Here is a 24,889-nt window from a genome sequence, read left to right as displayed (position 1 = left end):
AAAGAGTATCTACTGCTAATTATTAGCGTAATTATTTTCAGTATTATCAATATACTGATGGCCCCCAACATTCACATGTCTTATCGCATTGTGACGTTCACGTTGTCGCTATTATTCCTTAAAGCGATTCGGTCAACGACTCTGCGGATCATATTGGCCTTACCGTTTCTGTTTCTCTGCTCATCAGATATCAGCCTTAGCCTCTACTCTTGGTTTACTTTCAAAACGCCGTTTAACGATGGCTTTGCTGTTAGCACGCTTGAAAGCAACCCAGTTGAGATGCTGGCTATGCTTGGTGTCTATATTCGCTTTGTGATTATCTGCCTAGCATTACTTATCTTGTTTATTTTGGCGATCCGTCCTGCTAAAGGAAAAATGATCTCCAAAAAAATAACGGGAATTCTACTGATAGTGATATGCGCTATTGCACTCGTCTCTTCGATGAAGTTCGTTAAAAAGCGCCCTGTTAATGAAGGTGCTAGCGCAGAACTTAAAGTTGCCGCCCGATTCACAACCTACATGCCTTTCTTTAACCTGAGTTATTTCCTGACGGCTATGCAGGAAAGCCAAATCTTGAAAAATATCAGCGGCGCGGCACCACACTATAGTCTTAGCGTTAAAGATACCGGTATTGATACCTATGTATTGATTATTGGTGAATCAGAGCGCGCTAAAAATATGAGTATTTACGGCTACCAAAAGCCAACTACGCCACAGCTAGAAGCGCAAAAGTCGTACTTAAAACTGTTTAATCACGCTATCAGCGGCGTGCCATTTACATCTGTTGCCGTTCCTATGGCGCTGAGCGCAGACAATATTAATAATCATGATCTTAAAAATTATTCAGATAATATTATTAGTTTAGCTAACCAAGCGGGCTTCCATACTACATGGCTAAGCGCACAAACTGCCTTTGGCAACTATGGCTCTTCTGTTGCAGGCATTGCCATGAATGCGGAAGATAAACTGTATATTAAAGGCTATGACAAAGAGTTGCTGCCTCACCTAAAAACGGCATTACAAAAACCAGCGCACGATAAAAAACTCATTGTTCTACACTTATATGGTAGTCATGAACCAGCATGTAAAAGGTATCCCGCAAACGAAACCGTATTTGATAAATCTAATGATATAGATGCTTGCTACGATAATTCTGTTCGATACACAGATAGCCTCTTGGGCGAAATATTTAGCTTGTTAAAACAAAATAAGGCCTCGGTGCTTTATTTCTCTGACCATGCATTAGAACGAGATCCAAGACAAAGTGCGCCTTATTTCCATGGCGGCATAACACCTAGTCAGGAGGCTTATCATGTGCCGATGTTTATATGGTATAGCCCAGCATTAACACCACGCGATAAAGATGAAACAGGGCAAGTAAACGCAGTTTTCTCAACCAGCTACAACGATATTCTCGTTGCAACATGGCTAGGGATTACCGATGCGCAGCGAGGAGCATTCACCAATATTAACGCCGTCATTGAGAAGTTCGCTGGCGACTCTACCGTTCTCGACAATCGCTACCAGAAATTGGACTACCACCAACTGAGAAAAACCGCTGAAGAGCCGCTATCTAACTAATAAAAAAAGCCCCTGTTTGGGTAATACAGTTCACTCAAGCGTGATTTTAGGGGAAGTACACCGATGGGGTCGTAGCAGCTTTAGCTGCCGGAGCGCCCCGCGGTGTGCTAGCCCCCTGTATCTCGAGCTCTTAAACGAACGGCATTGCCCTATTTGGGGCTTTTACTCATATAAAGATCTTAATCCCAGCTCAGAACGACCTTGCCTGATTGGCCTGAACGCATAGCATCAAAGCCTTTTTGGAAATCATCAATACCAAACTGGTGAGTGATGATTGGACTCAGATCCAACCCTGACTGCAGTAACGCTGCCATCTTGTACCATGTTTCAAACATCTCGCGGCCATAAATGCCCTTGATGAACAGCCCTTTAAAAATCACCTGATTCCAATCAATGGCCATATCTGATGGCGGGATCCCCAGCATCGCAATTTTGCCACCGTGATTCATGGTGCTCAGCATCGCACGGAACGCTGGCGGTGCTCCAGACATCTCCAAGCCGACGTCAAAACCTTCGGTCATTCCAAGCTCATTCATCACATCAGTGAGATTTTCTTTACTCACATTCACTGCGCGGGTCACGCCCATTTTACGAGCCAGATCCAGACGATATTCATTAACGTCGGTAATCACGACATTACGCGCGCCAACGTGTTTACACACCGCCGCCGCCATAATGCCAATCGGCCCTGCGCCGGAAACTAAGACGTCTTCACCCACTAAATCGAATGAAAGCGCGGTATGAACAGCATTGCCAAACGGGTCAAAAATAGCCGCTAACTCATCGGGAATATTGTCTGGGATTTTGAACGCGTTAAATGCCGGAATAACTAAATACTCAGCAAATGCGCCAGTGCGGTTAACACCCACGCCGGTGGTGTTTCGACATAGATGCGTGCGGCCACCGCGACAGTTACGACAATGACCGCAGGTAATATGCCCCTCACCAGAAACACGTTCGCCAATTTTATAGCCGGTGACTTCTTGCCCGATCGCAACAATCTCGCCCACATATTCATGGCCAACGACCATCGGAACCGGAATGGTTTTTTGCGACCATTCATCCCAGTTGTAAATATGGACGTCAGTGCCACAAATCGCCGTTTTACGGATTTTAATCATGATGTCGTTATGCCCAAGCTCTGGCTTAGGCACATCGGTCATCCAAATCCCTTCTTCCGCCTTCAGTTTTGACAATGCTTTCATAACGATGAGTTCCTTACGCAATCACACCCAGCTGCTTGCCGATACGAATAAAGGCCGCGACTGCGCGTTCAATTTGTTCTGGGGTATGGTCAGCAGACATTTGAGTACGGATACGCGCCTGACCTTTAGGAACAACAGGGAAGAAGAATCCTGTCACATAGATACCTTCTTTCAGCAATTCATTGGCAAATTCTTGCGCCAGTTTGGCATCACCCAACATCACAGGGATGATGGCGTGATCGGCACCTGCTAAAGTGAAACCCGCCGCACTCATTTTTTCACGGAATAAACGGGCATTGCTCCACAGACGGTTACGCAGCTCATCGCCATCAGCCAATAGCTCAAGGACTTTGATTGATGCTGCAACGATGGCAGGCGCTAAAGAGTTGGAGAAAAGGTATGGACGCGAACGCTGGCGCAGCCATTCGATCACTTCTTTGCGCCCAGCCGTGTAGCCGCCGGATGCACCGCCTAATGCTTTGCCCAAAGTACCGGTGATAATGTCTACACGCCCCATAACTTCACAGTATTCATGGGTGCCGCGGCCATTTTCACCAACGAAGCCAACCGCATGGGAATCATCAACCATCACCAACGCGCCATATTCATCGGCTAAATCACACACCGATTTCAGATCGGCAATAACGCCATCCATTGAGAACACGCCGTCTGTCGCAATCATGATATGGCGAGCGCCATCGGCTTTCGCCATTTCTAACTGAGCACGCAGTTCAGCCATATCGTTATTGGCATAGCGATAGCGCTTGGCCTTACACAGGCGCACGCCATCAATAATAGAAGCATGGTTCAACGCATCAGAAATAATGGCGTCTTCAGGACCTAACAGCGTTTCGAATAGTCCACCATTAGCATCAAAACAGGAAGAATATAAAATGGAGTCTTCCATACCTAAAAACTCAGCCAATCGCTGTTCTAGCTGCTTATGGCTATCTTGAGTACCACAAATAAAACGCACCGATGCCATGCCAAAGCCATGAGAATCCATGCCTTCTTTCGCTGCTTTAATCAGCGCAGGGTGGTTAGCCAAACCTAAATAGTTGTTTGCACAGAAATTAATGACACGGCGACCATCGGCAACTGCAATATCAGCCTGCTGCGCAGAAGTAATAATACGTTCATTTTTATACAGACCTTCGGAACGGGTCGTTTCTAATTGCTGAGTTAGCTGCTGGTAAAAATCCGCAGACATGGTGTTATCTCCTGGATGGGCAAGTTTGTGAAACATATTACTGTCTTGTTGCAATTGAAACGAGTTTGTAACTCACAGAATGTGAAAAATGCAGCATATATCACGCTGTGGCGTGGATAAGAGAAATAATTACTTTCAGTTATGAATGAGCCGCCATGCACTACTCATGACAGTATGAGGTCTAATTCAGACGCTTTTGATTCAGATTCATGCCCTATACGCTGAATGCTTAAGCATGAAATGCTATTATGAGGTCATATAACGTGGGGCGTTGTGCGCCACTGTTTCGTTTATTTAAAGGTAAATCTCATGATTATTGTAACCGGCGGCGCTGGCATGATCGGCAGCAACATCGTTAAGGCACTGAATAATAAAGGCTATAGCGACATTCTCGTGGTCGATAACCTTAAAGATGGCACTAAATTTGTTAATTTAGTCGATTTAGAAATTACCGACTACATGGATAAAGAAGACTTCATTGCCAGCGTTGTTGCTGGGGATGATTTCGGCGATATCGAAGCCGTTTTCCATGAAGGTGCATGCTCATCCACAACCGAGTGGGATGGCAAGTATATGATGGATAACAACTATCAGTACTCCAAAGAGCTTCTGCATTTCTGTTTAGAACGCCAGATCCCATTCTTGTATGCATCTTCCGCCGCCACTTATGGCTTAACTGAGCAATTTACCGAAGAACGCGAATTCGAAGGCCCATTAAACGTTTATGGCTACTCAAAATTCCTGTTCGATCAGTATGTTCGCCAGATCCTGCCAGAGGCAGAATCTCAGATTTGTGGCTTCCGCTACTTCAACGTCTATGGCCCACGTGAAGGCCATAAAGGCAGCATGGCAAGCGTTGCTTTCCATCTAAATAACCAAATCAACAACGGTGAAGATCCGAAACTGTTTGAAGGCAGCGATGATTTCAAACGTGACTTCATCTATGTGGGTGACGTTGCTGACGTAAACCTGTGGTTCTGGCAGAAAGGTATCTCTGGCATCTTTAACTGTGGTACTGGCCGTGCTGAATCATTCCAAGCCGTCGCTGACGCGGTTGTTGCCTATCATCAGAAAGGCAGCATCAGCTATATTCCTTTCCCAGAAAAACTGAAAGGTCGCTATCAGGGCTTCACCAAAGCCGATACCACCAAATTGCGTGCGGCTGGTTACGACAAGCCGTTTAAAACCGTTGCTGAAGGCGTGAGCGAATATCTTGCGTGGCTGAATAACAAAGCCTAAACACGGCTCCACAACCGTAAGGAATGAAACACGGTATGAAAATACTGGTTATCGGCCCTTCATGGGTAGGCGACATGATGATGTCGCAGAGCTTGTATCGAACCCTGAAGGCCGAACATCCTGACGCTAAAATTGACGTGATGGCACCTAACTGGTGCCGTCCTTTGTTAGCGCGAATGCCAGAAGTTAACGAAGCGATTGCCATGCCCTTAGGGCATGGCTCTTTTGCGCTGGGCGAACGCTACCATTTAGGCAAAAGCCTGCGTGATAAGGGCTATGATCGCGCCTACGTGCTGCCAAATTCGTTCAAATCTGCATTAATCCCATTCTTTGCCCGCATTCCTGCTAGAACTGGCTGGAAAGGTGAAATGCGCTATGGCTTGCTGACGGATGTTCGCCAGCTCGACAAAGCCGCATTCCCGCTAATGGTTGAACGATATGTCGCATTGGCTTACCCGGCACAGCAGATAAAATCCGCGCAAGATTTACCTCAGCCACTGCTTTGGCCAGCGCTCAGCGTTTCAGATGAAGAAATTGCCGAAACAGCGGCAGCGTTTAATCTGACAGACCACCGCCCAATCATTGGTTTCTGCCCTGGTGCCGAATTTGGCCCAGCCAAGAGATGGCCGCACTATCACTATGCTGCGCTAGCACAGAAGCTGATTGAGCAAGGCTATCAGGTGGCTCTTTTTGGCTCTGCCAAAGACCACGAAGCCGGTGAAGAGATTTGCCAAGCGCTAACTGAAGACGCCCGCGAATATTGTTTAAATGTCGCAGGGCAAACAAATTTAGATCAGGCAGTGATATTAATTGCGGCATGTCAGGCGATTGTGACCAATGACTCTGGCTTAATGCATGTAGCAGCTGCGCTTGATAAGCCATTAGTGGCGCTTTATGGCCCTAGCAGCCCAGATTTCACACCACCGCTGTCAAACAGAGCCAAAGTTATCCGCTTGATCACGGGTTATTTGAAAATACGTAAAGGTGATGCAAATCAAGGCTATCACCAGAGCCTAATCGATATTCAGCCTGATGTTGTTATGCAAGCATTGAACGAGTTACTACCAAAGGATACCCAGCAGTAATGCATGTCTTGATTGTCAAAACCTCATCGATGGGCGATGTGCTGCATACGTTACCAGCACTGACAGATGCTATGCATGCCATTCCAGATATTAAATTTGATTGGGTGGTAGAAGAAGGGTTCGCGCAGATACCAAGCTGGCATCCTGCGGTCGATCGCGTGATCCCAGTGGCTATCCGCCGCTGGAGAAAGAACTGGTTTGGCGCGAATACACGTCAAGAACGCTGTGATTTTAAACGAGAAGTACAGCGCCGCACCTATGATGCTGTCATTGATGCCCAAGGGCTGATAAAAAGTGCAGCGCTAATCACCCGCATCGCAAAAGGCCCACGCCACGGACAAGATTGTCAAAGCGCCCGTGAGCCCTTCGCCAGTTGGTTCTTCAACCACCGCTACAGCATTAATAAAAAAATGCATGCGGTCGAGAGAACGCGTGAGTTATTCGCACTGAGCTTAGGCTACACAAAACCGGAAAGCAGAGGTGACTACGCTATCTCTCAGCGTTTTCTTAATCATCTTCCAGCGGATCATGGACAGTATTTCGTGTTCTTACATGCAACAACACGCGACGATAAGCACTGGCCAGAAGAAAATTGGCGTGAGCTTATCACTCTGGTTGAGCCGACAGGTATGAAGATTAAATTACCTTGGGGAGCGGAACATGAGCACCAACGCGCACAGCGCTTAGCTGAAGGTTTTAGTCATGTAGAAGTGTTGCCACGCTTACCGTTAGAACAGGTGGCAGAAGTCCTCGCGGGGGCGAAAGCTGTCGTATCTGTTGATACAGGGCTAAGTCATCTAGCCGCCGCACTCGATCGACCAAATATTACGCTCTATGGCCCAACCGATCCGGGGCTGATTGGAGGATATGGAGAAAATCAGGTGGCGTGTTGTTCTCAGGATAAATCATTAACTAATTTGTCAGCTAATACCGTATTTAGCGCTTTGGTTAAGATTTAATAAGAACTGTTTTATCTTCGGAGTATATATGATTTCAGAACTACCAAATCAGAGAAGGAATCTCGATTGGCAGTCTATATGGAATAGATCTATTATATTTTTATTTATAGTGACCTATTTTTTTGATGGGGTAAGTCGATACAAACATGCAATTAGCTATGCTATATACATAACTGGATTAGTTTATATTGTTAAGCAAAGAAAAAATATATTCCGCATATTCAGAAATAATCTATTTTTATCTTTAACTATCTTTTGCATAGCAATAATATATGCAATAGCCATTTCCGTAGAACCATCACTGAGCCTAAAGCGCGCTCTGAATACAGTTTTTGAAAAAATGCTCCTAGTATCAGTGATGATTGCAGCCGTTCTTCACAAAGAAGACAACAGCAAAATAGCAACTATGCTAACAGCAGCTCTAATCACAACATTAGTTATTCTAACCGGCACAGAAATTCATCAATATGTCGAAGAATATAAAGTCGGCATTATTCCATTTACCAGCTTCGAACACCGCAGGATTTCAGACACTCTAATTTTTATCTTCCCTGCAATACTCACTCTATGGGTTATTCCTGATAAGAAGTACAAAATACTATTCTTCGTACTTGCAGCAATTTTTGCTATTCTCATGCTTGGCACACTGCAGCGAGGGACTTGGCTATCATTAGCAGTTCCCGCATTAATTTGGGCGCTTATTAAACGTGAGTGGAAGCTACCTTTGATAGCACTACTGGTGATCGGCGTCGGCCTATTTGCAGTTCATCAAAAAGATCCACAGCAGGTCAAAACACTATTCCACAAACTACAACAAACTGACAGCAGTGGCCGTTATGAAAATGGCACGCAGGGAGCAGCACTCGATCTTATCCTTGAAAACCCAATCAAAGGCTATGGCTTTGGCAACGATCTTTATCATCATGTTTATAATGAACGTTCTTCAAGCTACCCTGACTGGCGTTTTAAAAAATCTATCGGACCGCATAACTTAACGCTTTCTATTTGGTTCGCAGGCGGTGTCATCGGACTCGCTGCACTTTATTACTTGTTAGCATCAACACTAGTTTCGAGTATAAAAGGATACCGTGAAAATAAGGGCCAAACGCAAGATGCGTTCCTCATATTGACGCTCATATTATTGGGCGACTTTATCATTAGAGGCGCTTTTGAAACGGTAAGAATTGAGAATATTGCCGTTATCATCGGTATTCTTCTCGCTTTACACGCAAAAAAATACCGCTCAGAGAACTGAAACTAAAAGGGCCCTTCCGGGCCCTTTTAGTTTCTCATCGAAATCATGTTTTCAATAGCATACCTAATTATATCATCAGGAATATCTTCAACATTACGCGTATCCGATAATACCTGAATAGCATGTTCACTGTTCGGCCCCCAAGTTAAGGGCTGTGAATTGACTCGGGCTTTAGACATCGGATAGAAAGCTACGATAGGTTTATTGAATGCAGTGGCTGCATGAACTATCGATGTATCAACAGAAACAATGTAATCAACCTGTTTTACCAAAGATGTAGCATGTATATATCGAGTAAAAGGCGTTTTTTCTACACCATCTATTGTTATATGCCTAATCTCGGAATCAAGCCCAGAGATAATTATGACGGGATTCTCGATTTTTTTCTTAATAATATCTACAATTGCACTAATTTTAGTAGCGCTGAATTTTCTCGTTTTGAGCGCCCCAAATGGATTTAGCAACACCGTTGTTTTTCCGCTAAAACGTTCTAGGTATTGTTTTACCGTTGCATCGACATCCTGTGGGACAGGTAAGTCATATGACATATCTACTTTATCAAGATCTATATCAGGTTTTATTTTCTGTAGAATTGATTTAATTCTTTCTGATGTATGTCGATTTAATGATAAATCTTCCGGTAAACTAATATCATATGTTTTATATTTTCCCTTTTTATTAAAACCAAGAATGTGCTTGGGATTAATTACCTGCATCATCATAATACTGCGATAGCTATGTACTTCATTAAGAGGATCAATAACTAAATCATATTTTTTCTTTCTCAGTTTAAGAGCGAGAAAGAACATATTAAAGAATTTCTCTTTACATACGAATATATTTTTAATGTTTTTATTTTCTTTTAGCAACTCAGCACATACGTCACCCGTAACGACAGACACGTCTAGGCCTAACCGATGACACTCCCGAAAAAGCGGAGTAAATATGATCATATCGCCAAGCTTGTTATTATCCCTCATGATTAAGATGTTTTTTATTTTTTTCGTTTCAAAAACATTTTTTTTAAAACGGAAAAATAAAACCATCATCATGAAAATTTTAAAGTCTTTAATAAAAACTTTTTTTCTTCTGTGAAAAGAACCTAATTTCACTGATGAGACTCCAATAAAATCAAAACAAAAATAACTAAAACCACTTATTCTTTCGCATCTAAATACGGGATGATTTTATAATCAATTGCCGTATTATTTGACAAATTATATATATTGATATCTTTAACGTTATTTTTCATATAGTGAAAGAATGGAATAATTTTCCCCAAATCTCGGCTTAGTTCAGAAGGCATTGATGACTCGCCATTTTTATCATAAAACCGAGAACACGAATCAACTAAATCTAGGCCAGAGCATATGATTTTTGCATAACGTAAACTATAGGCAATTTGGATTGCAGCATATGCAACGGTATGACAAGAACAATACCCATCACTGATATCTAAACTAAACCCAACTAATCTTCTTCTTTTTGACAGTGGCACGTCAATTAAAATATTTTTATTTCTCATTGACAAAATTTTGAATTTTATCTTCTTGAAAAAACCACCCTTCTCTCTTTTATAAAGCATTTTCATGATATGACAATTTTCTTGCAAAAATTGCTTATCCTCTAAACTCGCCTTCTCAAATACATCACAGTTAACTATAGTATGCTGACTATTTTTAACAAAAAACTTAAAGTCATCGTTTCTTTGTAATAAAAATCTGTCATCGGTTAATACATAGATAAATGGCTTAATTTCATTTTCAATGAGATAACGAGCAGAGCCATTTACCGCTATGACATCCGATTGATTGAGTAATGAAAGTGGTGTATTCACCGATGTTGGACCTGAAAGAAAAACAACTGAATTTTCATGCATTTTCTCTTTCATTAGCATATCTACATCATTTCTTGAAATGTATCGAGGATGATTCATAAAATTAACTCAGGCCTTACGTTTTTTTAATCCTAAAAACATTTTTATTTTTGCTTTAAATGATTTTATTTTTTGACGTAAAATGTTCTTATAGACAACGGAAAAATAAGCAAAGTCATTAACGGTATTATCAATATTAAGATGCCTTTCCATATCAATTCTATCTTTGGCTTTACGTTTTGCATTACACGCTTTGCCTGATAAATCGATAATTCTTATCCCATCTGGTGATAAAATGAAATTGCCTTTATGGGGATCGCCAGAAACCATATTATGTTGGTGCAATTCATTCATCTTAGTATGAATTTCAGCACGAATGCTTTCATTGAAATCGCCAACGTCCGACAGTTCAACACCATCAACAAACTCAATCAGCATAATAAACACGCTAGCGTAATTAAATATTTTCTTTTCCGCTAGGAGATAAAAATCATTCGGGAATGTAACACCTTCATTTCTGACTCTATCGGTTTGAAGCAACAAATTTAGATAATAGTCACCTTTAACGAAAGACTTGAAAAATCGTTCAGCTTTTTTTTCTTGTGGTGCAAAAACTTTAAATACAAACTTGCCATGGGGAGTGTTAATTAATGAAACCTTGGTATCTTCAATACTACGAAATACTTTTATGACATCAAGGTTATTATTGAGAAAATCCCTGAATATGTTTTCATAAATTTCATTATTGTCTTTTATATAGACTTTGAGATTTTTTATTTTTTTACTAACTATCATGAAAATATCCGAATATTGGTATTGGACTTCATCCAAACATTTTCTTTACGAAATACATAAAGTAAAAGTAGATGCCTTCAAAAGATTTATTCTGGTTAAACTTATGTTTAGCGCAGTAACGAAATTGGCTGCTGCTGCGAGGATTTATCAGTGATACTGCGCCCCAAGGGGAGAGCGTTTTCGCTTGATAAAATGGAGCCGCACTCGGGTATTGAGCCCACTCATGCCAAGGTTTTGTTGGACCGATGTAATGAATTAGCACTGTATTTTCGTCAACAGGGCTTTTACAGTCCTTTTTTAGTTCATAATTTAAACTAAATTGTGTATTGTATTTCTTATCCAAAAATAGCACGCGTCCTGCTAGGATAATATTAAGCACATCTTGATCGTAGTAAGTCAGTTTACTTCTTATAGCGCTATCGTTTAGTGACGTCATTGCCTGCGTGCTAACATCAAGTGCTTTCCATTCAGGTAAGTTAATCACCAATACACCAGTGTTGAAATACCCTTTGGCGATCAGGCTATTTCCTAACACCTCAGAACGTTGGAGCCACCACTTTTCATCACGCTCAGTAACTGCAGCGACTACACTGCCATCCAGAGGAAGATGAACAAGCTCTTGTATTGAACCATTGCATACAACATCAGAATCGATATATGTAATTCGCTCTAACTTTTCACTAAAATAATCAGCAATAATGAATCTAAAGTAAATAGCATATGTCCAAAGCTTATTTTCTGGCAGAGATTTTAAACTATCTGCATTAACGAGATAAATAGAGATATTTGTTTTATATTGCTCAGCTAAAGCTTTAAATTTTTCTCTATCGCTCTCTGAAAAAGAATCGATGAACACATGAAAATTAAATTTTACTTCTGGGTTCTTGATAAGAAATGACGTTATTGATACCGCACAGCCAAACAAAAAATTTTTATCCGTTCCGTAAGCAATATCCTGATATTGACTGCTATCATCAGGTTTATTACCCGTATATGTTATGACATCCTTGATGTAGTGCTCTTCATGGAAAAACATAGTTTCTCACTTATCCTATCAATACACTAAAAGATCGGTCATAGCGATTTACGTATAGTACGTTCTTTAATTCTCTCAGACTTCACAATCGCCTTTTCTAGTAACTCCCGTTCTTGCGCTAATATCTGATGCAATGGAGCATCAAAATAAACTTTAAGAAAATAAAGAATATCTTTTTTGCTTAGCCCAATATTGGAGGATGAGAAATATAAACCAATCAGATCTTTATCTCTCCAGCGCTGCGGTACTTTGTTGCGAATCTGCGATCGGTGTAGGTCGATAACCGATAATTTGAGCTGGCTTTCATCACCATCAAACGGCAAGTGAAGTAAAAAATGGCAAATATAACAATCACGATGATTTACACCACCACGGTGCATCTTCCTCACCATCGTAGCCAATCGCTTAATCAGCATGCGCTTGATACGAAAATCGGGCGGATTTTGCTCCCAATCAGCACAATAATCTTCTAGGCTAATTGTTGGAGCTAGATCTTCAGTAATAATAAAAGACTTCCGCGTCAGTGGGTTGACCCCAGTTTGGCCAAAGCCAATACCTTTCATCGTATCAACATCTAATTGGTATAAACGGTGAATCGCTTTCCATTCACGATCGGCGCCCAATACAGGAATACGGAAAGAAATCAGATTCTTCAAAACTTCCTTTAGCGTAGTGCCGTAGTGAATTTTAATAAAATATGATTTCTCTGCTAAAGAAAAACGAAGCGTTTTACGAGTCTCCAAAGCACGAAAAACCTCCCCTTGAAGTTTCTCCACTTCAACAAAAGGATCTTTTCCCTTCCACAATGTGGTTAAGGGCTCTTTTAACTCAATCATTTTTACCACCTAAAATGAGATCCGCCGCTCTTTCTGGCAAGCTATACAGATCTTCTTTATCCGCATACGATTTAGCGTATTCGGACCATGTTTCTCTCAGTTTTTTATCATCTAGCGCACGAGCTAAAACTTCATTTAACTGTTTCTGTTCGAATGGTTCAGAAATTACCACTCCACAACCCGCGCTAGCAACATGATGAGCATAACCACAGGTCTCTGTCGTAATAACCGGCAACCCAGCCGCAATTGCCTCAATTAAAACGATGCCTGCTGACTCTTGATACGCTGGATGCATTAACACATCCGCAGCAGCCATTAATTCAGGGATATCATCTCGACCAGAGTAAAATTGAACCTGAGATGAAATACCCAGTTTTGCGGCGAGTGCTTGATAACGCTTAGGCTTGTCTTGCCCTACGACAATTAACTTTGTCTTTGACTTAACCGCCGTTGGCAATGCAGAAATAGCACGCAGTGTTCGATCAACGCCTTTGCGTTTAAAATCAGAACCCACCTGTAGCACCAGTAATTCATCATCTGCAATAGCACTGCGCTGCCGAAAATCTTCGCGAATATTGGCTGGACGATGATCATATTTTCTATCTAAAGATATTCCTGGCGGAACAATATGAAAGCGCTCGGGCGCAGTTTGATAGTGTTTTTTAAAATCCGCAATTTGCTTGCCGGTCAGCATTAGCAGCTCAGCGTGACTCTCATTTGAAAATACTGCGCGCTCAAATTCCGCATAGTGCTTATAGCGAGAAGTTAATCGGTAGAAAAATCCTTTTTCCTGCGCCACTTTTTCGGCGTAACACACGTCTGCGGCATAGTAATAATCGAGCCCCGGCATCTTGTTGAAACCTACTACGATGTCGGCTGGATTGGTCTGCAGATCATGTATTACCCAATCACTATATTCTTTATTTCGACCATGATTCGAATGTGAGCGAGTTGGTACTTGGATGTATTCGAAATCTGCTGGTCGTTCGCCTTCCCAAGACATCGCATAAACACGGATATGATGTCCACGAGCCTGACATGCTAAAGCAATACGTAAGAAATCACGCTGCAATCCGCCAAACGGAAAATATTTATATAAACAGAACGCAATATTCATCATTCGCTATCCCTAGACGTAAGTTCATCTGAGTTATCCTTCAGAAGCTTTTCTGTAGCCTCAATAACGTCGCTTGCGGGGATACAGGATAGGTATTTTCGGTGGCGATCCAGATTGTCTCGGGTCGGCATGGGCTGATAGTCGCCAGCCCAAAACATAATAAAATTGTCACTCCACGGGCGCCAGAACCGATGATCGGTAGCACCAAATAAGCAAATGATCGGCGTTTTCAGAGCAGCTGCAATGTGCATTGGCGCAGAATCGACGCCAATAAACAGAGAAGCATGATCAATCAGAGCCGCGAGTTCAGGGAACGATGTTTTACCGGCCAACGCTGTTACAGGTTTTATTTTGCAGTTTTCTTTGATTTTAGTTACGCAGGCAATATCAGCAGCACTCGGCCCTGAGGTTAACACCACGCTATACCCACGGGATTCTAAGGAATCAATGACCTCTGAGAATTTTTCTTCATCCCAGCATTTAAACATCTGACGGGCCGTTGGCTGAATAACAACATAGCGCTGGCTATCAACACCGTTCTCAGAAAGATGTTGCTGGATAGTATGCCAATGATCAGGTCGATAACTCATCGTTGTTGCAGTGATGATTTTTGGCAGCCCCAGAGGCGTAAGAGTCGATAAATTACGCTCTACGATATGCGTACCTTCAGGTTGGACCGACTCACTAAAACAACTTGTCCAAAATATCGATTTACGATGGTGAAACTTCAGTGAAATCTTATCTTTTGCCTGTAAGCACTTCACTAAAAAAGCAACTGGCCACTGGTCTGTCAGGTTAATCACTAAGTCGTAATTATTTTTCCTTAACAAACCAATCGTCTTCGCCACATTTTTTAGTTTTTCAAATACCGACGTTTTTCTATTTTTGATCCCGTAAAGCGCATTAACTTCAGGATTTTCCGAGAGAATTGGCATAGTGTCTTCATATAATAAGACATCAATTTTGGCATCTGGATAGTTGCGTTTCAGCGTACTGATGACCGGTGTTGTCAGCAGCATGTCCCCATGAAACCTAAGCTTGATGACGAGTATTCTTTTATATTGTTTATCCACTTGCCGCTCTTATCTATCGGGTTATAAGACACTGTACGCGCACACTTATGTATAAAGGTGCTCTGCGAGTAGGCACGCTACCGCCCTTGGCTCTACAGCAACCAATTCACTGATAAAATCTTCTCTGTTTATATTTTCCTATTGTATCACTAGTTATTGTGGGTGCCGAATTCCTTATTTCCAATAAAAAACAATAAATCATTTAAAATCAAACAAATAACAAAATTATTTTTGACAAAAGAAAAAGCACTTCTGCAAAATATTCTCTATCAAATTGAATTTATAAATTAATAATACAACCCTATAAAAACCACATCATTAACAATGAGTTGTAAGTGATTTCTCGGTTTTTCAGGTGGTTGAAGACCAAAAGTGATGGCTTTGCCTTAGTTAAATACTTAGAATCCCAACCAAGTTTACCTACCATACAAACCTCTTATGCTTCAAACGCTTTACACCGTACTGCTTTACCTAATCCAGCCGCTCATTTGGATCAGATTGTGGATGCGTGGTCGTAAAGCTCCTGCCTATAGAAAGCGTTGGGCGGAGCGATATGGCTTTTGCTCAAACAAAATGCTTTCCGGCGGGATCATGTTGCACTCAGTTTCCGTAGGGGAGACGCTGGCGGCGATCCCGTTAGTTAGAGCATTGCGCCATCGCTATCCAACGTTACCCATCACAGTAACCACGATGACGCCAACAGGATCCGAACGCGTGCAGTCCGCGTTTGGTAAAGATGTTCAGCATGTCTACTTGCCATATGATCTTCCCGGTTCAATTAACCGCTTTCTAGACCGCGTTAATCCGAAGTTAGTTCTCATCATGGAAACCGAACTTTGGCCAAATCTGATTACTGCGCTCAATAAACGCCAGATACCGCTTGTTATTGCCAATGCGCGTTTGTCTGCCCGCTCTGCAAAAGGTTATGCAAAACTCGGCGGTTTTATTCGTGATATCTTGCGTCGTATTACGCTGATAGCTGCGCAAAACCAAGAAGATGGTGAGCGTTTTATCTCTTTGGGTCTAAAACCCTCCCAATTAGCCGTCACTGGCAGTTTAAAGTTCGATATATCTGTCACGCCACAGCTAGCCGCTAAAGCGGTAACGCTTCGACGCCAGTGGGCACCTCATCGTCAAGTTTGGATTGTAACCAGCACCCACGAAGGCGAAGAAGATATTTTGATTGATGCTCACAAGCAGCTGCTAGAGCACTTCCCTGAGCTGTTACTCATTCTTGTCCCACGTCACCCTGAACGTTTCAACGACGCCATTAAGCTCACGCAGCAAGCAGGTCTAAGCTACATCACTCGTTCATCCGGCGAAATTCCCTCGGCCAAAACTCAAGTGGTGATTGGCGATACGATGGGCGAACTGATGTTGCTATACGGCATTGCCGATCTTGCCTTTGTGGGGGGAAGCTTAGTCGAACGAGGTGGGCACAATCCGCTGGAGCCTGCAGCTCATGCAATCCCCGTACTTATGGGCCCTCATACCATCAACTTTAAAGATATCTGTGCCAGACTAGAACAGGCCGATGGTTTAATTACCGTGACAGATGCAGCGTCTTTGGTAAAAGAGATCACGACGCTGTTAACTGATGAAGACTACCGTAGTTACTATGGTCGCCACGCTGTTGAAGTGCTATATCAGAATCAGGGTGCATTACAGAAATTATTACACCTGCTTGAACCTTATCTTCCCGTAAAGAATCATTGAGAGCGGTAATCATGGAAAAGCGCGCCATCTATCCCGGTACTTTTGATCCGATGACCAACGGTCATTTAGATTTAGTGACTCGTGCCGCTAGCATGTTTGATCACGTTATTCTTGCGATTGCAGCTAGCCCAAGCAAAAAACCGATGTTCAGCTTAGAAGAACGCGTCGCCTTAGCAACGCAGGTGACAGCTCATCTGCATAATGTGGAAGTTCTGGGGTTTAGTGAGCTCATGGCACATTTTGCTCAGCATCAAAATGCCAATATTTTGGTTCGTGGTCTCAGAGCTGTTTCTGATTTTGAATATGAAATGCAGCTCGCAAATATGAACCGTCATTTGATGCCAACGTTGGAAAGCGTGTTCCTCATGCCCTCCAAAGAGTGGTCGTTTATCTCATCATCTTTGGTGAAAGAAGTTGCTCGCCACGGTGGCGATATCGCTCCTTTCGTGCCTGAAATAATTGCTCAGGCACTGAGTGAAAAACTCATCTAACACCTACTTCTGGCAGCGTGGACAAAAAAACGTCGTGCGCTGCCCGTGCTTTCCGCTCAGTATTTTCTCGCCGCACACCCTACATGCTTCCCCTGCTCGGCCATAGACCTGTAGTTCCTGCGCAAAATACCCAGGCTTACCATCGGACTGCAAAAAGTCTTTCAAAGTCGTACCACCCTGTTCAATCGAACGTAGTAGCACTGCTTTTATGGTTTCCACAAGCACATCGGCATCTTTTTTCGTTAATGAGCCAGCTGGCCGATCGGGGCTAATGCGTGCGGTAAACAGTGACTCACTAGCATAAATATTTCCGACTCCCACAACCACCTTATTATCCATCAGCCACGCCTTTACGGCGGTCTTCTTGTTACGTGACTTCCGATACAGATAATCACCGTCAAACTCATCACTGAGCGGCTCAGGGCCAAGATGGGCCAACACGTTAGATGAATCTAAATCTCTACACCACAGCCAAGCACCAAAACGGCGTGGGTCGGTGTAACGCAGCATCATGCCACTCGACAAGATCATATCGACATGGTCATGTTTTTGAGGGGGTTCATCGGCGGGCAAGATACGAACGCTACCAGACATACCAAGATGAACAATAATCCATCCATCAGCCAACTCAATCAGCAAATACTTGGCACGGCGCTGCACGCTAAGCACCGGTTTATCGCTTAATCGAAGCAGTTCATCAGAGACTGGCCATCGGAGTTTAGGCTGGCGAACCACAAGATGTTCGACTGAATGCCCGACTAAAAAGGGTTCGATCCCACGGCGGCTAGTTTCTACTTCTGGTAGTTCTGGCATTTTACTCCCCAACTCAAAGGCAATTTGCCATCTGATGACGGCTATAATCATCATGTGGGGGCATTTTAGAATAAAAAAAACCCAGCCGAAGCTGGGTTTTCTTAAATCCACTAAAATTATTTAATTTTAGCTTCTTTGTAGATCACATGCTGACGTACAACCGGATCAAACTTTTTCAGTTCAAGTTTTTCTGGTTTGGTACGTTTGTTCTTGGTAGTGGTGTAGAAGTGACCAGTACCAGCAGACGAAACCAGCTTGATCTTCTCGCGAATACCTTTAGCCATGATTCAGTTCCTTAATACTTCTCACCGCGGGCGCGAATTTCGGCCAAGACCGTTTCGATACCCTTTTTATCAATAACACGCATACCTTTAGCAGATACACGCAGAGTTACAAAGCGCTTCTCGCCTTCAACCCAAAAGCGGTGTGAATGCAGGTTAGGCAGAAAACGGCGTTTGGTTGCGTTCATCGCGTGGGAACGGTTATTACCGGCCACCGGACGCTTGCCAGTAACTTGGCAGACTCGGGACATGTCTATTCTCCAAAAATCAAATCAGCTCGAGCTTCGTATAGGAAGTAGCCGCCTCGTCAGGCTTTAGAGCCCATCTCAGCAAACTTCACCGAGGAGACTCTGAGTCAGGTCGAAACCTGCTGAGATAGGCTCTTAACGCTACAACCAAGATTCTCAAAGGTGGCGTAGTATACGCTCTGAAGCGTAAGTGCTCAAGACCCGAACAGCAAAGATCCCTAAGGATCGCGAAAAAAAGCTTAAAGCCACCCTCTTTCAGCAAAAGATACGCTCTGGCCGTGACCGATCACCATATGATCTAGCACACGGATATCCAATAACGCGCAAGCTTTCACCACTCTTTCTGTGAGCACACGATCTGCTGCACTGGGCTCTGCTATTCCGGACGGATGATTATGTGCGAGGATTAACGCAACGGCGTTTACCTTAAGCGCACCACGCACAATTTCGCGTGGATATACATCCACACAGTTTATAGTACCCGAAAACATCTCCTCAGAGCGAATTACGCGATGCTGGTTGTCTAAAAATAAGACAAAAAAGGCTTCCCGCTCGTATCCAGAGAACACATTTTGCAAATATAGCGCCGTTAACTCGGGTCGAGTGATGACACTTTGCTCAGTGAGCTGGCGATGCAAAAACCGTTTTGACAGTTCCATCACCGCCTGCAACTGCGCATATCGAGAGATACCGAGACCCGGTTTCGAGCAAAAACTATCGTAATCAGCCTGCATCAGACTATAAATTGAGCCAAACTCGCGAATCAAATGTGATGACAGCGTCATCACATTAATCCCTTTCGTCCCTGTTCGTAAAAATATCGCCAGCAGTTCCTGATCGGACAGTGATTCACGTCCTAGGGATAATAATTTCTCTCTTGGGGCCAACATTGAAGGCCAGTACGCTATTGCAACGCTCTCTTCCATGAAATAAAACTCACAAGATGTGTTTAAGCCATCATCTCAATTTCTAAAATCGCGTCGAGTACCAAACGCCATCAATGCGAAGAAGTGCGCAAAAAACGATCGCAACGACTGCAACACATGTCATCTTCTCTGCTTATGGTAAAATCACGCTAATTTCTGCCTCGAATGGAACAACACCATGACTGCACTGACAGGCAAACGCATTGTATTAGGCATCAGCGGGGGCATCGCTGCATATAAATGCCCAGAAATCGTACGTCGACTGCGAGAACGTGGCGCAGAAGTTCGTGTGGTAATGACAAAAGGCGCTGAAGCCTTTATCACCCCGCTAACCTTACAGGCCGTTTCAGGCTATCCAGTATCGGATGACCTGCTTGATCCTGCAGCTGAAGCGTCAATGGGGCATATTGAGCTGGGTAAATGGGCTGATCTGGTCGTTATCGCACCGGCAACCGCTGATTTAATTGCGCGCATTGCCGCTGGAATGGCAAATGACCTTCTCAGCACGGTATGTTTGGCAACCGCCGCACCTATTGCGATTGCCCCAGCGATGAACCAACAAATGTACCACGCTGCGGCCACGCAAGAGAATCTGAAGACGCTAGAGCGCCGAGGTTTACAGCTCTGGGGACCAGACAGCGGTAGCCAAGCCTGTGGTGATGTAGGGCCAGGTCGTATGCTTGACCCAATGGTGCTAGTCACTATGATTCAGGCGCATTTTGCTCAACAGCAGGATCTCGCGCAATACAGCATTCTTATCACCGCGGGTCCAACCCGTGAAGCCCTAGACCCTGTACGTTTCATCACTAACCATAGTTCAGGGAAAATGGGCTTTTCTATCGCAGCGGCTGCCGCAAAACGTGGTGCTAAAGTCACGCTGGTTAGCGGGCCAGTTAATCAAAAAACACCTGAAGGTGTAGTGCGTATCGACGTGGAAAGCGCATTAGAAATGCAAACAGAGGTACTTGCTCAGGTTCCCGCACATCAAATTTTCATTTCTTGCGCTGCGGTGGCAGACTATCGCGCCGAGCAAATTTGCGGCGAAAAAATAAAAAAACAGGGTGATGAAATCACACTTAAGCTGGTGAAAAACCCTGATATTGTGGCTGGTGTTGCAGCCCTGACTGAGCATCGTCCCTATGTCGTAGGATTTGCCGCCGAAACCCAGAATGTGGAAGAATACGCCAAGCAAAAACTCGCACGTAAAAATCTGGATATGATTTGTGCGAACAATGTTTCCCAAGAAGGGCAAGGGTTTAACACCGATACCAATGCCTTACACCTTTTTTGGCCGCAGGGCGATAAGCAGTTGCCACTCAGCAATAAGTCCTTGTTGGGCCACTATTTAATTGACGAGATTGTCAGCCATTATGAAGAAAAAAATAGACGTTAAAATTTTAGATCCGCGCATCGGTGAACAATTCCCATTGCCAACCTATGCAACGCCAGGCTCTGCGGGTCTAGACCTACGCGCTTGTTTGGATGAAGCCGTCATTTTGGCACCGGGTGAAACCACTCTGTTACCAACCGGACTGGCAATTCATATTGAAGACCCTAGTCTAGCGGCGATCATTCTGCCTCGTTCGGGTTTGGGTCATAAGCACGGAATCGTGTTGGGTAATCTAGTCGGCTTGATCGATTCTGACTATCAAGGTCAGTTAATGGTTTCTGTCTGGAACCGTGGTCAAACGACCTTTACCATTGAACCTGGTGAAAGAATTGCTCAGATGGTGCTGGTTCCAGTTGTACAGGCAGACTTCAACCTCGTCGAATCTTTCGACGCGAGCGAACGTGGTGCCGGTGGTTTTGGTCACTCCGGTCGCCAATAAGCCGATTACCACGCTGCAAAAAAAACCAATAAGCCGCCCTAAGGTGGCTAACTGTTTGGTGTGCCCGTTATCACCGCTTAGCAAGGATCTTGTCTGGCATGGCAGAAAAAGAAAATACGAAAAGGAACCGTCGCGAGGAAATCTTGCAGGCGCTGGCGCAAATGCTGGAATCCAGCGACGGTAGCCAACGCATTACGACTGCAAAACTTGCTGCGAACGTGGGTGTTTCAGAAGCTGCACTTTACCGCCATTTTCCTAGTAAAACGCGGATGTTCGATAGCCTTATTGAGTTTATCGAAGACAGTCTGATCACCCGCATTAACCTCATATTGCAGGATGAGAAAGAAACCTTTAATAGGCTTCGTCTTATTCTGCTGTTGATTCTGGGATTTGCAGAACGCAATCCGGGGCTGACCCGCATCATGACCGGCCATGCCCTAATGTTTGAACAAGATCGCCTTCAAGGGCGCATCAATCAGCTATTTGAGCGTATTGAGGCCCAAATCCGACAGGTGCTAAAAGAGAGAAAAATCCGTGAGGGCCAGGGGTTTGTTCACGATGAAACGCTGCTTGCAGGACAGCTTTTAGCCTTCTGCGAAGGTATGCTGTCTCGTTTTGTACGATCAGAGTTTCGCTATCGCCCAACGCAAGAATTCGATTTGCGCTGGCCGTTGCTGGCAAGCCAACTTCAGTAGCCTAAACGTATAAAAAACGGCCACTCATCAGTGGCCGTTTTTCTTAGTAACGATTCACTTAAACGCCGTACTGCTCGCGATAAGCTTTTACTGACGCCAAGGATTCAGCCATCTCCGGCTTCTCTTCCAAATAGCTGATCAAATCTTTCAGCGTAATAATTGAAATCACCTTACAGCCATAATCACGCTCTACTTCTTGAATTGCAGAGATATCTCCCCGACCACGTTCTTGGCGGTCGAGTGAAATCAGCACGCCGGCTAACTTAGCATTGTGAGCCTGAATAATTTCCATTGATTCACGAATTGCGGTGCCCGCAGTAATCACATCATCCACCAGCATAACTTTGCCCTGCAGCGGGCTACCCACCAGAGTTCCGCCTTCACCGTGAGATTTGGCTTCTTTGCGGTTAAAGCAATACGGTAAATCTCGGTCATGATGCTCTGCTAGCGCCACCGCCGTGGTGGTCGCGATAGGAATGCCTTTATAAGCAGGTCCAAACAGCAAATCAAAATCAATGCCACTATCAACCAATGCCTCGGCATAAAAACGCCCCAAAAATGCCAGATCGCGCCCAGTATTAAACAGGCCAGCGTTAAAGAAATATGGGCTGGTACGGCCTGATTTCAGCGTAAATTCGCCAAACTTCAATACCTGCTTGCTTAGCGCGAACTCAATAAACTGGCGCTGATAGGCTTTCATGCGTGCATCTCCTTCATTGTCGGTAATTAAATAATTCACTCGTGGGTACAACCGTTTTTCTCATGCCAAATTGCAGGCATAAAAAAGGCGACTAACAAGTCGCCTCAAACAATTAATTTTCCAACGCCGCTTTCTGCGCTTGGATAATTTCCTCTATCCCGCCTCTGGCGAGTGCCAGTAGCTGGAGAAGTTCTTCATGGCTGAAAGGTTCGCCCTCTGCGGTGCCCTGCACCTCAATCATGCGGCCATCTTCCAACATCACAACGTTCATGTCCGTTTCTGCAGCAGAATCTTCAACATATTCCAGATCGCACACTGCCTGACCATCGACGATCCCCACAGACACCGCGGCAACCATACCCTTCATCGGGTTAGCTTTCAGTTTACCAGCGGCGACTAAGGCGTTCAGCGCGTCAGCTAATGCCACACAGGCACCGGTAATCGATGCAGTACGGGTACCACCGTCAGCTTGAATAACGTCGCAGTCCAGCGTAATGGTAAACTCACCCAGTTTTTTCAGGTCAACCGCAGCACGTAAAGAGCGAGCAATCAGACGCTGAATTTCCATGGTGCGACCACCCTGCTTGCCTTTGGCCGCTTCGCGCGCCATACGGCTATGGGTAGAACGTGGCAACATACCATACTCAGCCGTGACCCAGCCCTGTCCCTGACCTTTTAGAAAGCGCGGAACTCCTTCCTCAACGGTGGCGTTGCACAACACTTTAGTTTCACCAAACTCCACCAGCACAGACCCTTCAGCGTGTTTAGTGTAATTACGGGTCAGTTTTAACGGACGGATTTGTTCGGCAGTTCGGCCTTCTGGACGCATAAGCTTGTCTCCGGCTAGCATTTATATTTATTTCAATGTGGCTGCGCATTATACCCAAATTAATTTGAGTTGCAGCAAGCCCACCAACGAAAGGCTCTCGATAAATTCATCCGCCACCTCTTCTCATCAACCCAAAGCGATATGCCATGTTCGTGAGCTTATGCCTATCATGGCAGACGGTGCGGGGCTATAATCCTGACATCATTCATTTTTACAGGTACGCAAAATGATCCGCAGCATGACAGCCTACGCCCGCCGTGAAATAAAAGGCAACTGGGGCAGCGCAGCTTGGGAGCTACGCTCCGTTAACCAGCGCTATCTTGAGACCTATATTCGCCTGCCGGAACAGTTCCGCAGCCTAGAGCCTGTGGTGCGCGAAAGACTGCGTACGCGTTTAACTCGCGGGAAAATCGAATGTAACCTGCGTTTTGAGCTCGACCCTAGCGCACAAAGCTCCATGATCCTGAACGAAAAACTGGCAAAACAGCTGGTTGAAGCCGCGAACTGGGTCAAAATGCAAAGCGATGAGGGTGAAATCAACCCGCTGGAGATTCTGCGCTGGCCGGGCGTGATGTCTGCCGCCGAACAAGATCTAGACGTTATCAGCACCGAGCTGATGGCCGCACTGGAATCTGCAATTGATGACTTTATCGATGCCCGTGAACGCGAAGGTAATGCCCTAAAAGCGATGATCGAGCAGCGTTTGGAAGGCGTATCAACTGAAGTGGCTAAGGTTCGTCAGCAGATGCCTGAAATCCTGCAGTGGCAGCGCGAACGTTTGGTTAGCAAGCTAGAAGAAGCTCAGGTTCAGTTGGAAAATAACCGTCTAGAACAAGAGCTGGTTCTGATGGCGCAGCGCGTTGACGTTGCAGAAGAGCTGGATCGTCTCGAAGCCCACGTCAAAGAAACCTATGTGATTCTTAAAAAGAAAGAAGCCGTAGGCCGTCGTCTCGACTTCATGATGCAAGAATTCAACCGTGAATCGAATACTTTGGCTTCTAAGTCTATCAATGCAGACGTCACCGCATCCGCTATCGAACTGAAAGTATTGATCGAACAGATGCGCGAACAGATCCAAAACATCGAGTAATTTT

At 44.3% G+C, this 24,889-nt stretch carries 26 protein-coding genes; 11 read left to right on the top strand and 15 right to left on the bottom strand.

What is annotated here, in order from left to right; all coding sequences use genetic code 11:
- The first annotated feature begins 75 nt into the window (after positions 1-75).
- On the top strand, positions 76-1,581 hold the full coding sequence (locus AB3Y96_RS00365; protein ID WP_367298257.1) for a phosphoethanolamine transferase: 1,506 nt from the start codon (positions 76-78) through the stop codon (positions 1,579-1,581).
- Positions 1,582-1,760: 179 nt separating this feature from the next.
- Here AB3Y96_RS00365 and tdh read toward each other — a convergent pair whose 3' ends face one another.
- Positions 1,761-2,786 (bottom strand): L-threonine 3-dehydrogenase, encoded by a 1,026-nt coding sequence (gene tdh / locus AB3Y96_RS00360; RefSeq protein WP_025801499.1) that lies wholly within the window; start codon positions 2,784-2,786, stop codon positions 1,761-1,763.
- A 13-nt stretch (positions 2,787-2,799) separates the two neighbouring features.
- Positions 2,800-3,996 carry a glycine C-acetyltransferase gene (gene kbl / locus AB3Y96_RS00355; protein WP_072308201.1) on the bottom strand — a complete coding sequence of 399 codons (1,197 nt, stop codon included), beginning with the start codon at positions 3,994-3,996 and terminating at the stop codon, positions 2,800-2,802.
- Between the two features lie 309 nt (positions 3,997-4,305).
- Here kbl and rfaD point away from each other — a divergent pair, with 309 nt between their 5' ends.
- Genes rfaD through rfaL form a run of 4 tightly spaced genes read left to right on the top strand, consistent with a single transcriptional unit; the run spans position 4,306 to position 8,534 of the window.
- Positions 4,306-5,235, top strand: a complete 930-nt coding sequence (gene rfaD / locus AB3Y96_RS00350) for an ADP-glyceromanno-heptose 6-epimerase (RefSeq protein ID WP_072308200.1) — start codon at positions 4,306-4,308, stop codon at positions 5,233-5,235.
- Between the two features lie 35 nt (positions 5,236-5,270).
- Entirely contained in the window at positions 5,271-6,320 is a 1,050-nt protein-coding gene (gene rfaF, locus AB3Y96_RS00345; protein ID WP_367298256.1) for an ADP-heptose--LPS heptosyltransferase RfaF, read from the top strand.
- Complete coding sequence (gene rfaC / locus AB3Y96_RS00340) at positions 6,320-7,279, top strand: lipopolysaccharide heptosyltransferase RfaC (RefSeq protein ID WP_072308198.1); 960 nt, start codon at positions 6,320-6,322, stop codon at positions 7,277-7,279. The genes rfaF and rfaC overlap by 1 nt, the downstream gene beginning before the upstream one ends.
- Positions 7,280-7,307: 28 nt before the next feature.
- A complete protein-coding gene (gene rfaL, locus AB3Y96_RS00335) occupies positions 7,308-8,534 on the top strand; it encodes an O-antigen ligase RfaL (RefSeq protein WP_367298255.1) in 1,227 nt (408 codons plus the stop codon).
- Positions 8,535-8,560: 26 nt separating this feature from the next.
- On the opposite strand, the gene AB3Y96_RS00330 is transcribed toward rfaL, so the two are convergent.
- The 7 genes from AB3Y96_RS00330 to rfaQ are packed head-to-tail and all read right to left on the bottom strand — an operon-like array spanning position 8,561 to position 15,267.
- Positions 8,561-9,646, bottom strand: coding sequence for a glycosyltransferase family 9 protein (locus AB3Y96_RS00330; RefSeq protein WP_072308196.1), 1,086 nt, complete (start codon positions 9,644-9,646; stop codon positions 8,561-8,563).
- Positions 9,647-9,690: 44 nt separating this feature from the next.
- The gene (waaZ, locus tag AB3Y96_RS00325) at positions 9,691-10,470 is read right to left on the bottom strand and encodes a 3-deoxy-D-manno-oct-2-ulosonate III transferase WaaZ (protein ID WP_367298254.1); all 780 of its coding nucleotides are present in this window, start codon (positions 10,468-10,470) and stop codon (positions 9,691-9,693) included.
- Positions 10,471-10,479: 9 nt separating this feature from the next.
- Positions 10,480-11,205, bottom strand: a complete 726-nt coding sequence (gene rfaY / locus AB3Y96_RS00320; RefSeq protein ID WP_367298253.1) for a lipopolysaccharide core heptose(II) kinase RfaY — start codon at positions 11,203-11,205, stop codon at positions 10,480-10,482.
- Positions 11,206-11,233: 28 nt separating this feature from the next.
- Entirely contained in the window at positions 11,234-12,241 is a 1,008-nt protein-coding gene (gene waaO / locus AB3Y96_RS00315) for a lipopolysaccharide 3-alpha-galactosyltransferase (protein ID WP_072308193.1), read from the bottom strand.
- Positions 12,242-12,279: 38 nt separating this feature from the next.
- On the bottom strand, positions 12,280-13,077 hold the full coding sequence (gene rfaP, locus AB3Y96_RS00310) for a lipopolysaccharide core heptose(I) kinase RfaP (RefSeq protein ID WP_072308192.1): 798 nt from the start codon (positions 13,075-13,077) through the stop codon (positions 12,280-12,282).
- Positions 13,070-14,194, bottom strand: coding sequence for a glycosyltransferase family 4 protein (locus AB3Y96_RS00305; RefSeq protein ID WP_367300257.1), 1,125 nt, complete (start codon positions 14,192-14,194; stop codon positions 13,070-13,072). The genes rfaP and AB3Y96_RS00305 overlap by 8 nt, the downstream gene beginning before the upstream one ends.
- Positions 14,194-15,267 (bottom strand): lipopolysaccharide core heptosyltransferase RfaQ, encoded by a 1,074-nt coding sequence (rfaQ, locus tag AB3Y96_RS00300; RefSeq protein ID WP_072308191.1) that lies wholly within the window; start codon positions 15,265-15,267, stop codon positions 14,194-14,196. Before rfaQ ends, AB3Y96_RS00305 begins: the two co-directional genes overlap by 1 nt.
- A gap of 438 nt (positions 15,268-15,705) precedes the next feature.
- Here rfaQ and waaA point away from each other — a divergent pair, with 438 nt between their 5' ends.
- Together waaA and coaD are read left to right on the top strand one after the other, a co-directional pair.
- Entirely contained in the window at positions 15,706-16,983 is a 1,278-nt protein-coding gene (gene waaA / locus AB3Y96_RS00295; protein WP_367298252.1) for a lipid IV(A) 3-deoxy-D-manno-octulosonic acid transferase, read from the top strand.
- An 11-nt stretch (positions 16,984-16,994) separates the two neighbouring features.
- Entirely contained in the window at positions 16,995-17,474 is a 480-nt protein-coding gene (coaD, locus tag AB3Y96_RS00290; protein ID WP_367298251.1) for a pantetheine-phosphate adenylyltransferase, read from the top strand.
- Positions 17,475-17,477: 3 nt separating this feature from the next.
- Here coaD and mutM read toward each other — a convergent pair whose 3' ends face one another.
- The 4 genes from mutM to radC all read right to left on the bottom strand — a co-directional run bounded on the left by mutM (position 17,478) and on the right by radC (position 19,742).
- On the bottom strand, positions 17,478-18,287 hold the full coding sequence (gene mutM / locus AB3Y96_RS00285) for a bifunctional DNA-formamidopyrimidine glycosylase/DNA-(apurinic or apyrimidinic site) lyase (protein WP_072308188.1): 810 nt from the start codon (positions 18,285-18,287) through the stop codon (positions 17,478-17,480).
- A gap of 116 nt (positions 18,288-18,403) precedes the next feature.
- Entirely contained in the window at positions 18,404-18,571 is a 168-nt protein-coding gene (gene rpmG / locus AB3Y96_RS00280; RefSeq protein WP_001051798.1) for a 50S ribosomal protein L33, read from the bottom strand.
- An 11-nt stretch (positions 18,572-18,582) separates the two neighbouring features.
- The gene (rpmB, locus tag AB3Y96_RS00275; protein ID WP_008815765.1) at positions 18,583-18,819 is read right to left on the bottom strand and encodes a 50S ribosomal protein L28; all 237 of its coding nucleotides are present in this window, start codon (positions 18,817-18,819) and stop codon (positions 18,583-18,585) included.
- 236 nt (positions 18,820-19,055) lie between these two features.
- A complete protein-coding gene (gene radC, locus AB3Y96_RS00270; RefSeq protein ID WP_072308187.1) occupies positions 19,056-19,742 on the bottom strand; it encodes a DNA repair protein RadC in 687 nt (228 codons plus the stop codon).
- 178 nt (positions 19,743-19,920) lie between these two features.
- Between radC and coaBC the strand changes: the two genes are divergently transcribed.
- The 3 genes from coaBC (at position 19,921) to slmA (ending at position 22,266) form a co-directional block, all read left to right on the top strand.
- Entirely contained in the window at positions 19,921-21,135 is a 1,215-nt protein-coding gene (gene coaBC / locus AB3Y96_RS00265; RefSeq protein WP_367298250.1) for a bifunctional phosphopantothenoylcysteine decarboxylase/phosphopantothenate--cysteine ligase CoaBC, read from the top strand.
- Positions 21,113-21,571, top strand: coding sequence for a dUTP diphosphatase (gene dut / locus AB3Y96_RS00260; protein ID WP_043490063.1), 459 nt, complete (start codon positions 21,113-21,115; stop codon positions 21,569-21,571). The genes coaBC and dut overlap by 23 nt, the downstream gene beginning before the upstream one ends.
- 98 nt (positions 21,572-21,669) lie before the next feature.
- On the top strand, positions 21,670-22,266 hold the full coding sequence (gene slmA, locus AB3Y96_RS00255) for a nucleoid occlusion factor SlmA (RefSeq protein WP_043490061.1): 597 nt from the start codon (positions 21,670-21,672) through the stop codon (positions 22,264-22,266).
- Positions 22,267-22,324: 58 nt separating this feature from the next.
- Here slmA and pyrE read toward each other — a convergent pair whose 3' ends face one another.
- Complete coding sequence (gene pyrE / locus AB3Y96_RS00250; RefSeq protein WP_367298249.1) at positions 22,325-22,966, bottom strand: orotate phosphoribosyltransferase; 642 nt, start codon at positions 22,964-22,966, stop codon at positions 22,325-22,327.
- A gap of 112 nt (positions 22,967-23,078) precedes the next feature.
- The gene (gene rph / locus AB3Y96_RS00245) at positions 23,079-23,795 is read right to left on the bottom strand and encodes a ribonuclease PH (protein ID WP_043490059.1); all 717 of its coding nucleotides are present in this window, start codon (positions 23,793-23,795) and stop codon (positions 23,079-23,081) included.
- Between the two features lie 226 nt (positions 23,796-24,021).
- On the opposite strand from rph, the gene AB3Y96_RS00240 reads away from it, so the two are divergent.
- Complete coding sequence (locus AB3Y96_RS00240) at positions 24,022-24,885, top strand: YicC/YloC family endoribonuclease (RefSeq protein ID WP_072308185.1); 864 nt, start codon at positions 24,022-24,024, stop codon at positions 24,883-24,885.
- Positions 24,886-24,889 lie beyond the last annotated feature (4 nt).

Origin of the sequence: Hafnia alvei, from assembly GCF_964063325.1 — a bacterium.
Taxonomy (GTDB): domain Bacteria; phylum Pseudomonadota; class Gammaproteobacteria; order Enterobacterales; family Enterobacteriaceae; genus Hafnia; species Hafnia alvei_B.
Note: the sequence above shows the minus strand (reverse complement) of the source record. Positions and strands in the feature narration are given on the sequence as shown.

Excerpts from the sequence above, each read along its gene's own strand:
- rfaY (WP_367298253.1), bottom strand. The coding sequence starts at position 11,205 with ATGATAGTTAGTAAAAAAATAAAAAATCTCAAAGTCTATATAAAAGAC.
- waaZ (WP_367298254.1), bottom strand. The coding sequence starts at position 10,470 with ATGAATCATCCTCGATACATTTCAAGAAATGATGTAGATATGCTAATG.
- rph (WP_043490059.1), bottom strand. The coding sequence starts at position 23,795 with ATGCGTCCAGAAGGCCGAACTGCCGAACAAATCCGTCCGTTAAAACTG.
- AB3Y96_RS00365 (WP_367298257.1), top strand. The coding sequence starts at position 76 with ATGTCTTATCGCATTGTGACGTTCACGTTGTCGCTATTATTCCTTAAA.
- rpmG (WP_001051798.1), bottom strand. The coding sequence starts at position 18,571 with ATGGCTAAAGGTATTCGCGAGAAGATCAAGCTGGTTTCGTCTGCTGGT.
- dut (WP_043490063.1), top strand. The coding sequence starts at position 21,113 with ATGAAGAAAAAAATAGACGTTAAAATTTTAGATCCGCGCATCGGTGAA.
- mutM (WP_072308188.1), bottom strand. The coding sequence starts at position 18,287 with ATGCCAGAACTACCAGAAGTAGAAACTAGCCGCCGTGGGATCGAACCC.
- waaA (WP_367298252.1), top strand. The coding sequence starts at position 15,706 with ATGCTTCAAACGCTTTACACCGTACTGCTTTACCTAATCCAGCCGCTC.
- AB3Y96_RS00240 (WP_072308185.1), top strand. The coding sequence starts at position 24,022 with ATGATCCGCAGCATGACAGCCTACGCCCGCCGTGAAATAAAAGGCAAC.
- kbl (WP_072308201.1), bottom strand. The coding sequence starts at position 3,996 with ATGTCTGCGGATTTTTACCAGCAGCTAACTCAGCAATTAGAAACGACC.
- pyrE (WP_367298249.1), bottom strand. The coding sequence starts at position 22,966 with ATGAAAGCCTATCAGCGCCAGTTTATTGAGTTCGCGCTAAGCAAGCAG.
- coaBC (WP_367298250.1), top strand. The coding sequence starts at position 19,921 with ATGACTGCACTGACAGGCAAACGCATTGTATTAGGCATCAGCGGGGGC.
- AB3Y96_RS00305 (WP_367300257.1), bottom strand. The coding sequence starts at position 14,194 with ATGAATATTGCGTTCTGTTTATATAAATATTTTCCGTTTGGCGGATTG.
- rfaC (WP_072308198.1), top strand. The coding sequence starts at position 6,320 with ATGCATGTCTTGATTGTCAAAACCTCATCGATGGGCGATGTGCTGCAT.
- waaO (WP_072308193.1), bottom strand. The coding sequence starts at position 12,241 with ATGTTTTTCCATGAAGAGCACTACATCAAGGATGTCATAACATATACG.
- coaD (WP_367298251.1), top strand. The coding sequence starts at position 16,995 with ATGGAAAAGCGCGCCATCTATCCCGGTACTTTTGATCCGATGACCAAC.
- rfaP (WP_072308192.1), bottom strand. The coding sequence starts at position 13,077 with ATGATTGAGTTAAAAGAGCCCTTAACCACATTGTGGAAGGGAAAAGAT.
- rfaD (WP_072308200.1), top strand. The coding sequence starts at position 4,306 with ATGATTATTGTAACCGGCGGCGCTGGCATGATCGGCAGCAACATCGTT.
- rfaF (WP_367298256.1), top strand. The coding sequence starts at position 5,271 with ATGAAAATACTGGTTATCGGCCCTTCATGGGTAGGCGACATGATGATG.
- rpmB (WP_008815765.1), bottom strand. The coding sequence starts at position 18,819 with ATGTCCCGAGTCTGCCAAGTTACTGGCAAGCGTCCGGTGGCCGGTAAT.
- rfaL (WP_367298255.1), top strand. The coding sequence starts at position 7,308 with ATGATTTCAGAACTACCAAATCAGAGAAGGAATCTCGATTGGCAGTCT.
- radC (WP_072308187.1), bottom strand. The coding sequence starts at position 19,742 with ATGGAAGAGAGCGTTGCAATAGCGTACTGGCCTTCAATGTTGGCCCCA.
- tdh (WP_025801499.1), bottom strand. The coding sequence starts at position 2,786 with ATGAAAGCATTGTCAAAACTGAAGGCGGAAGAAGGGATTTGGATGACC.
- slmA (WP_043490061.1), top strand. The coding sequence starts at position 21,670 with ATGGCAGAAAAAGAAAATACGAAAAGGAACCGTCGCGAGGAAATCTTG.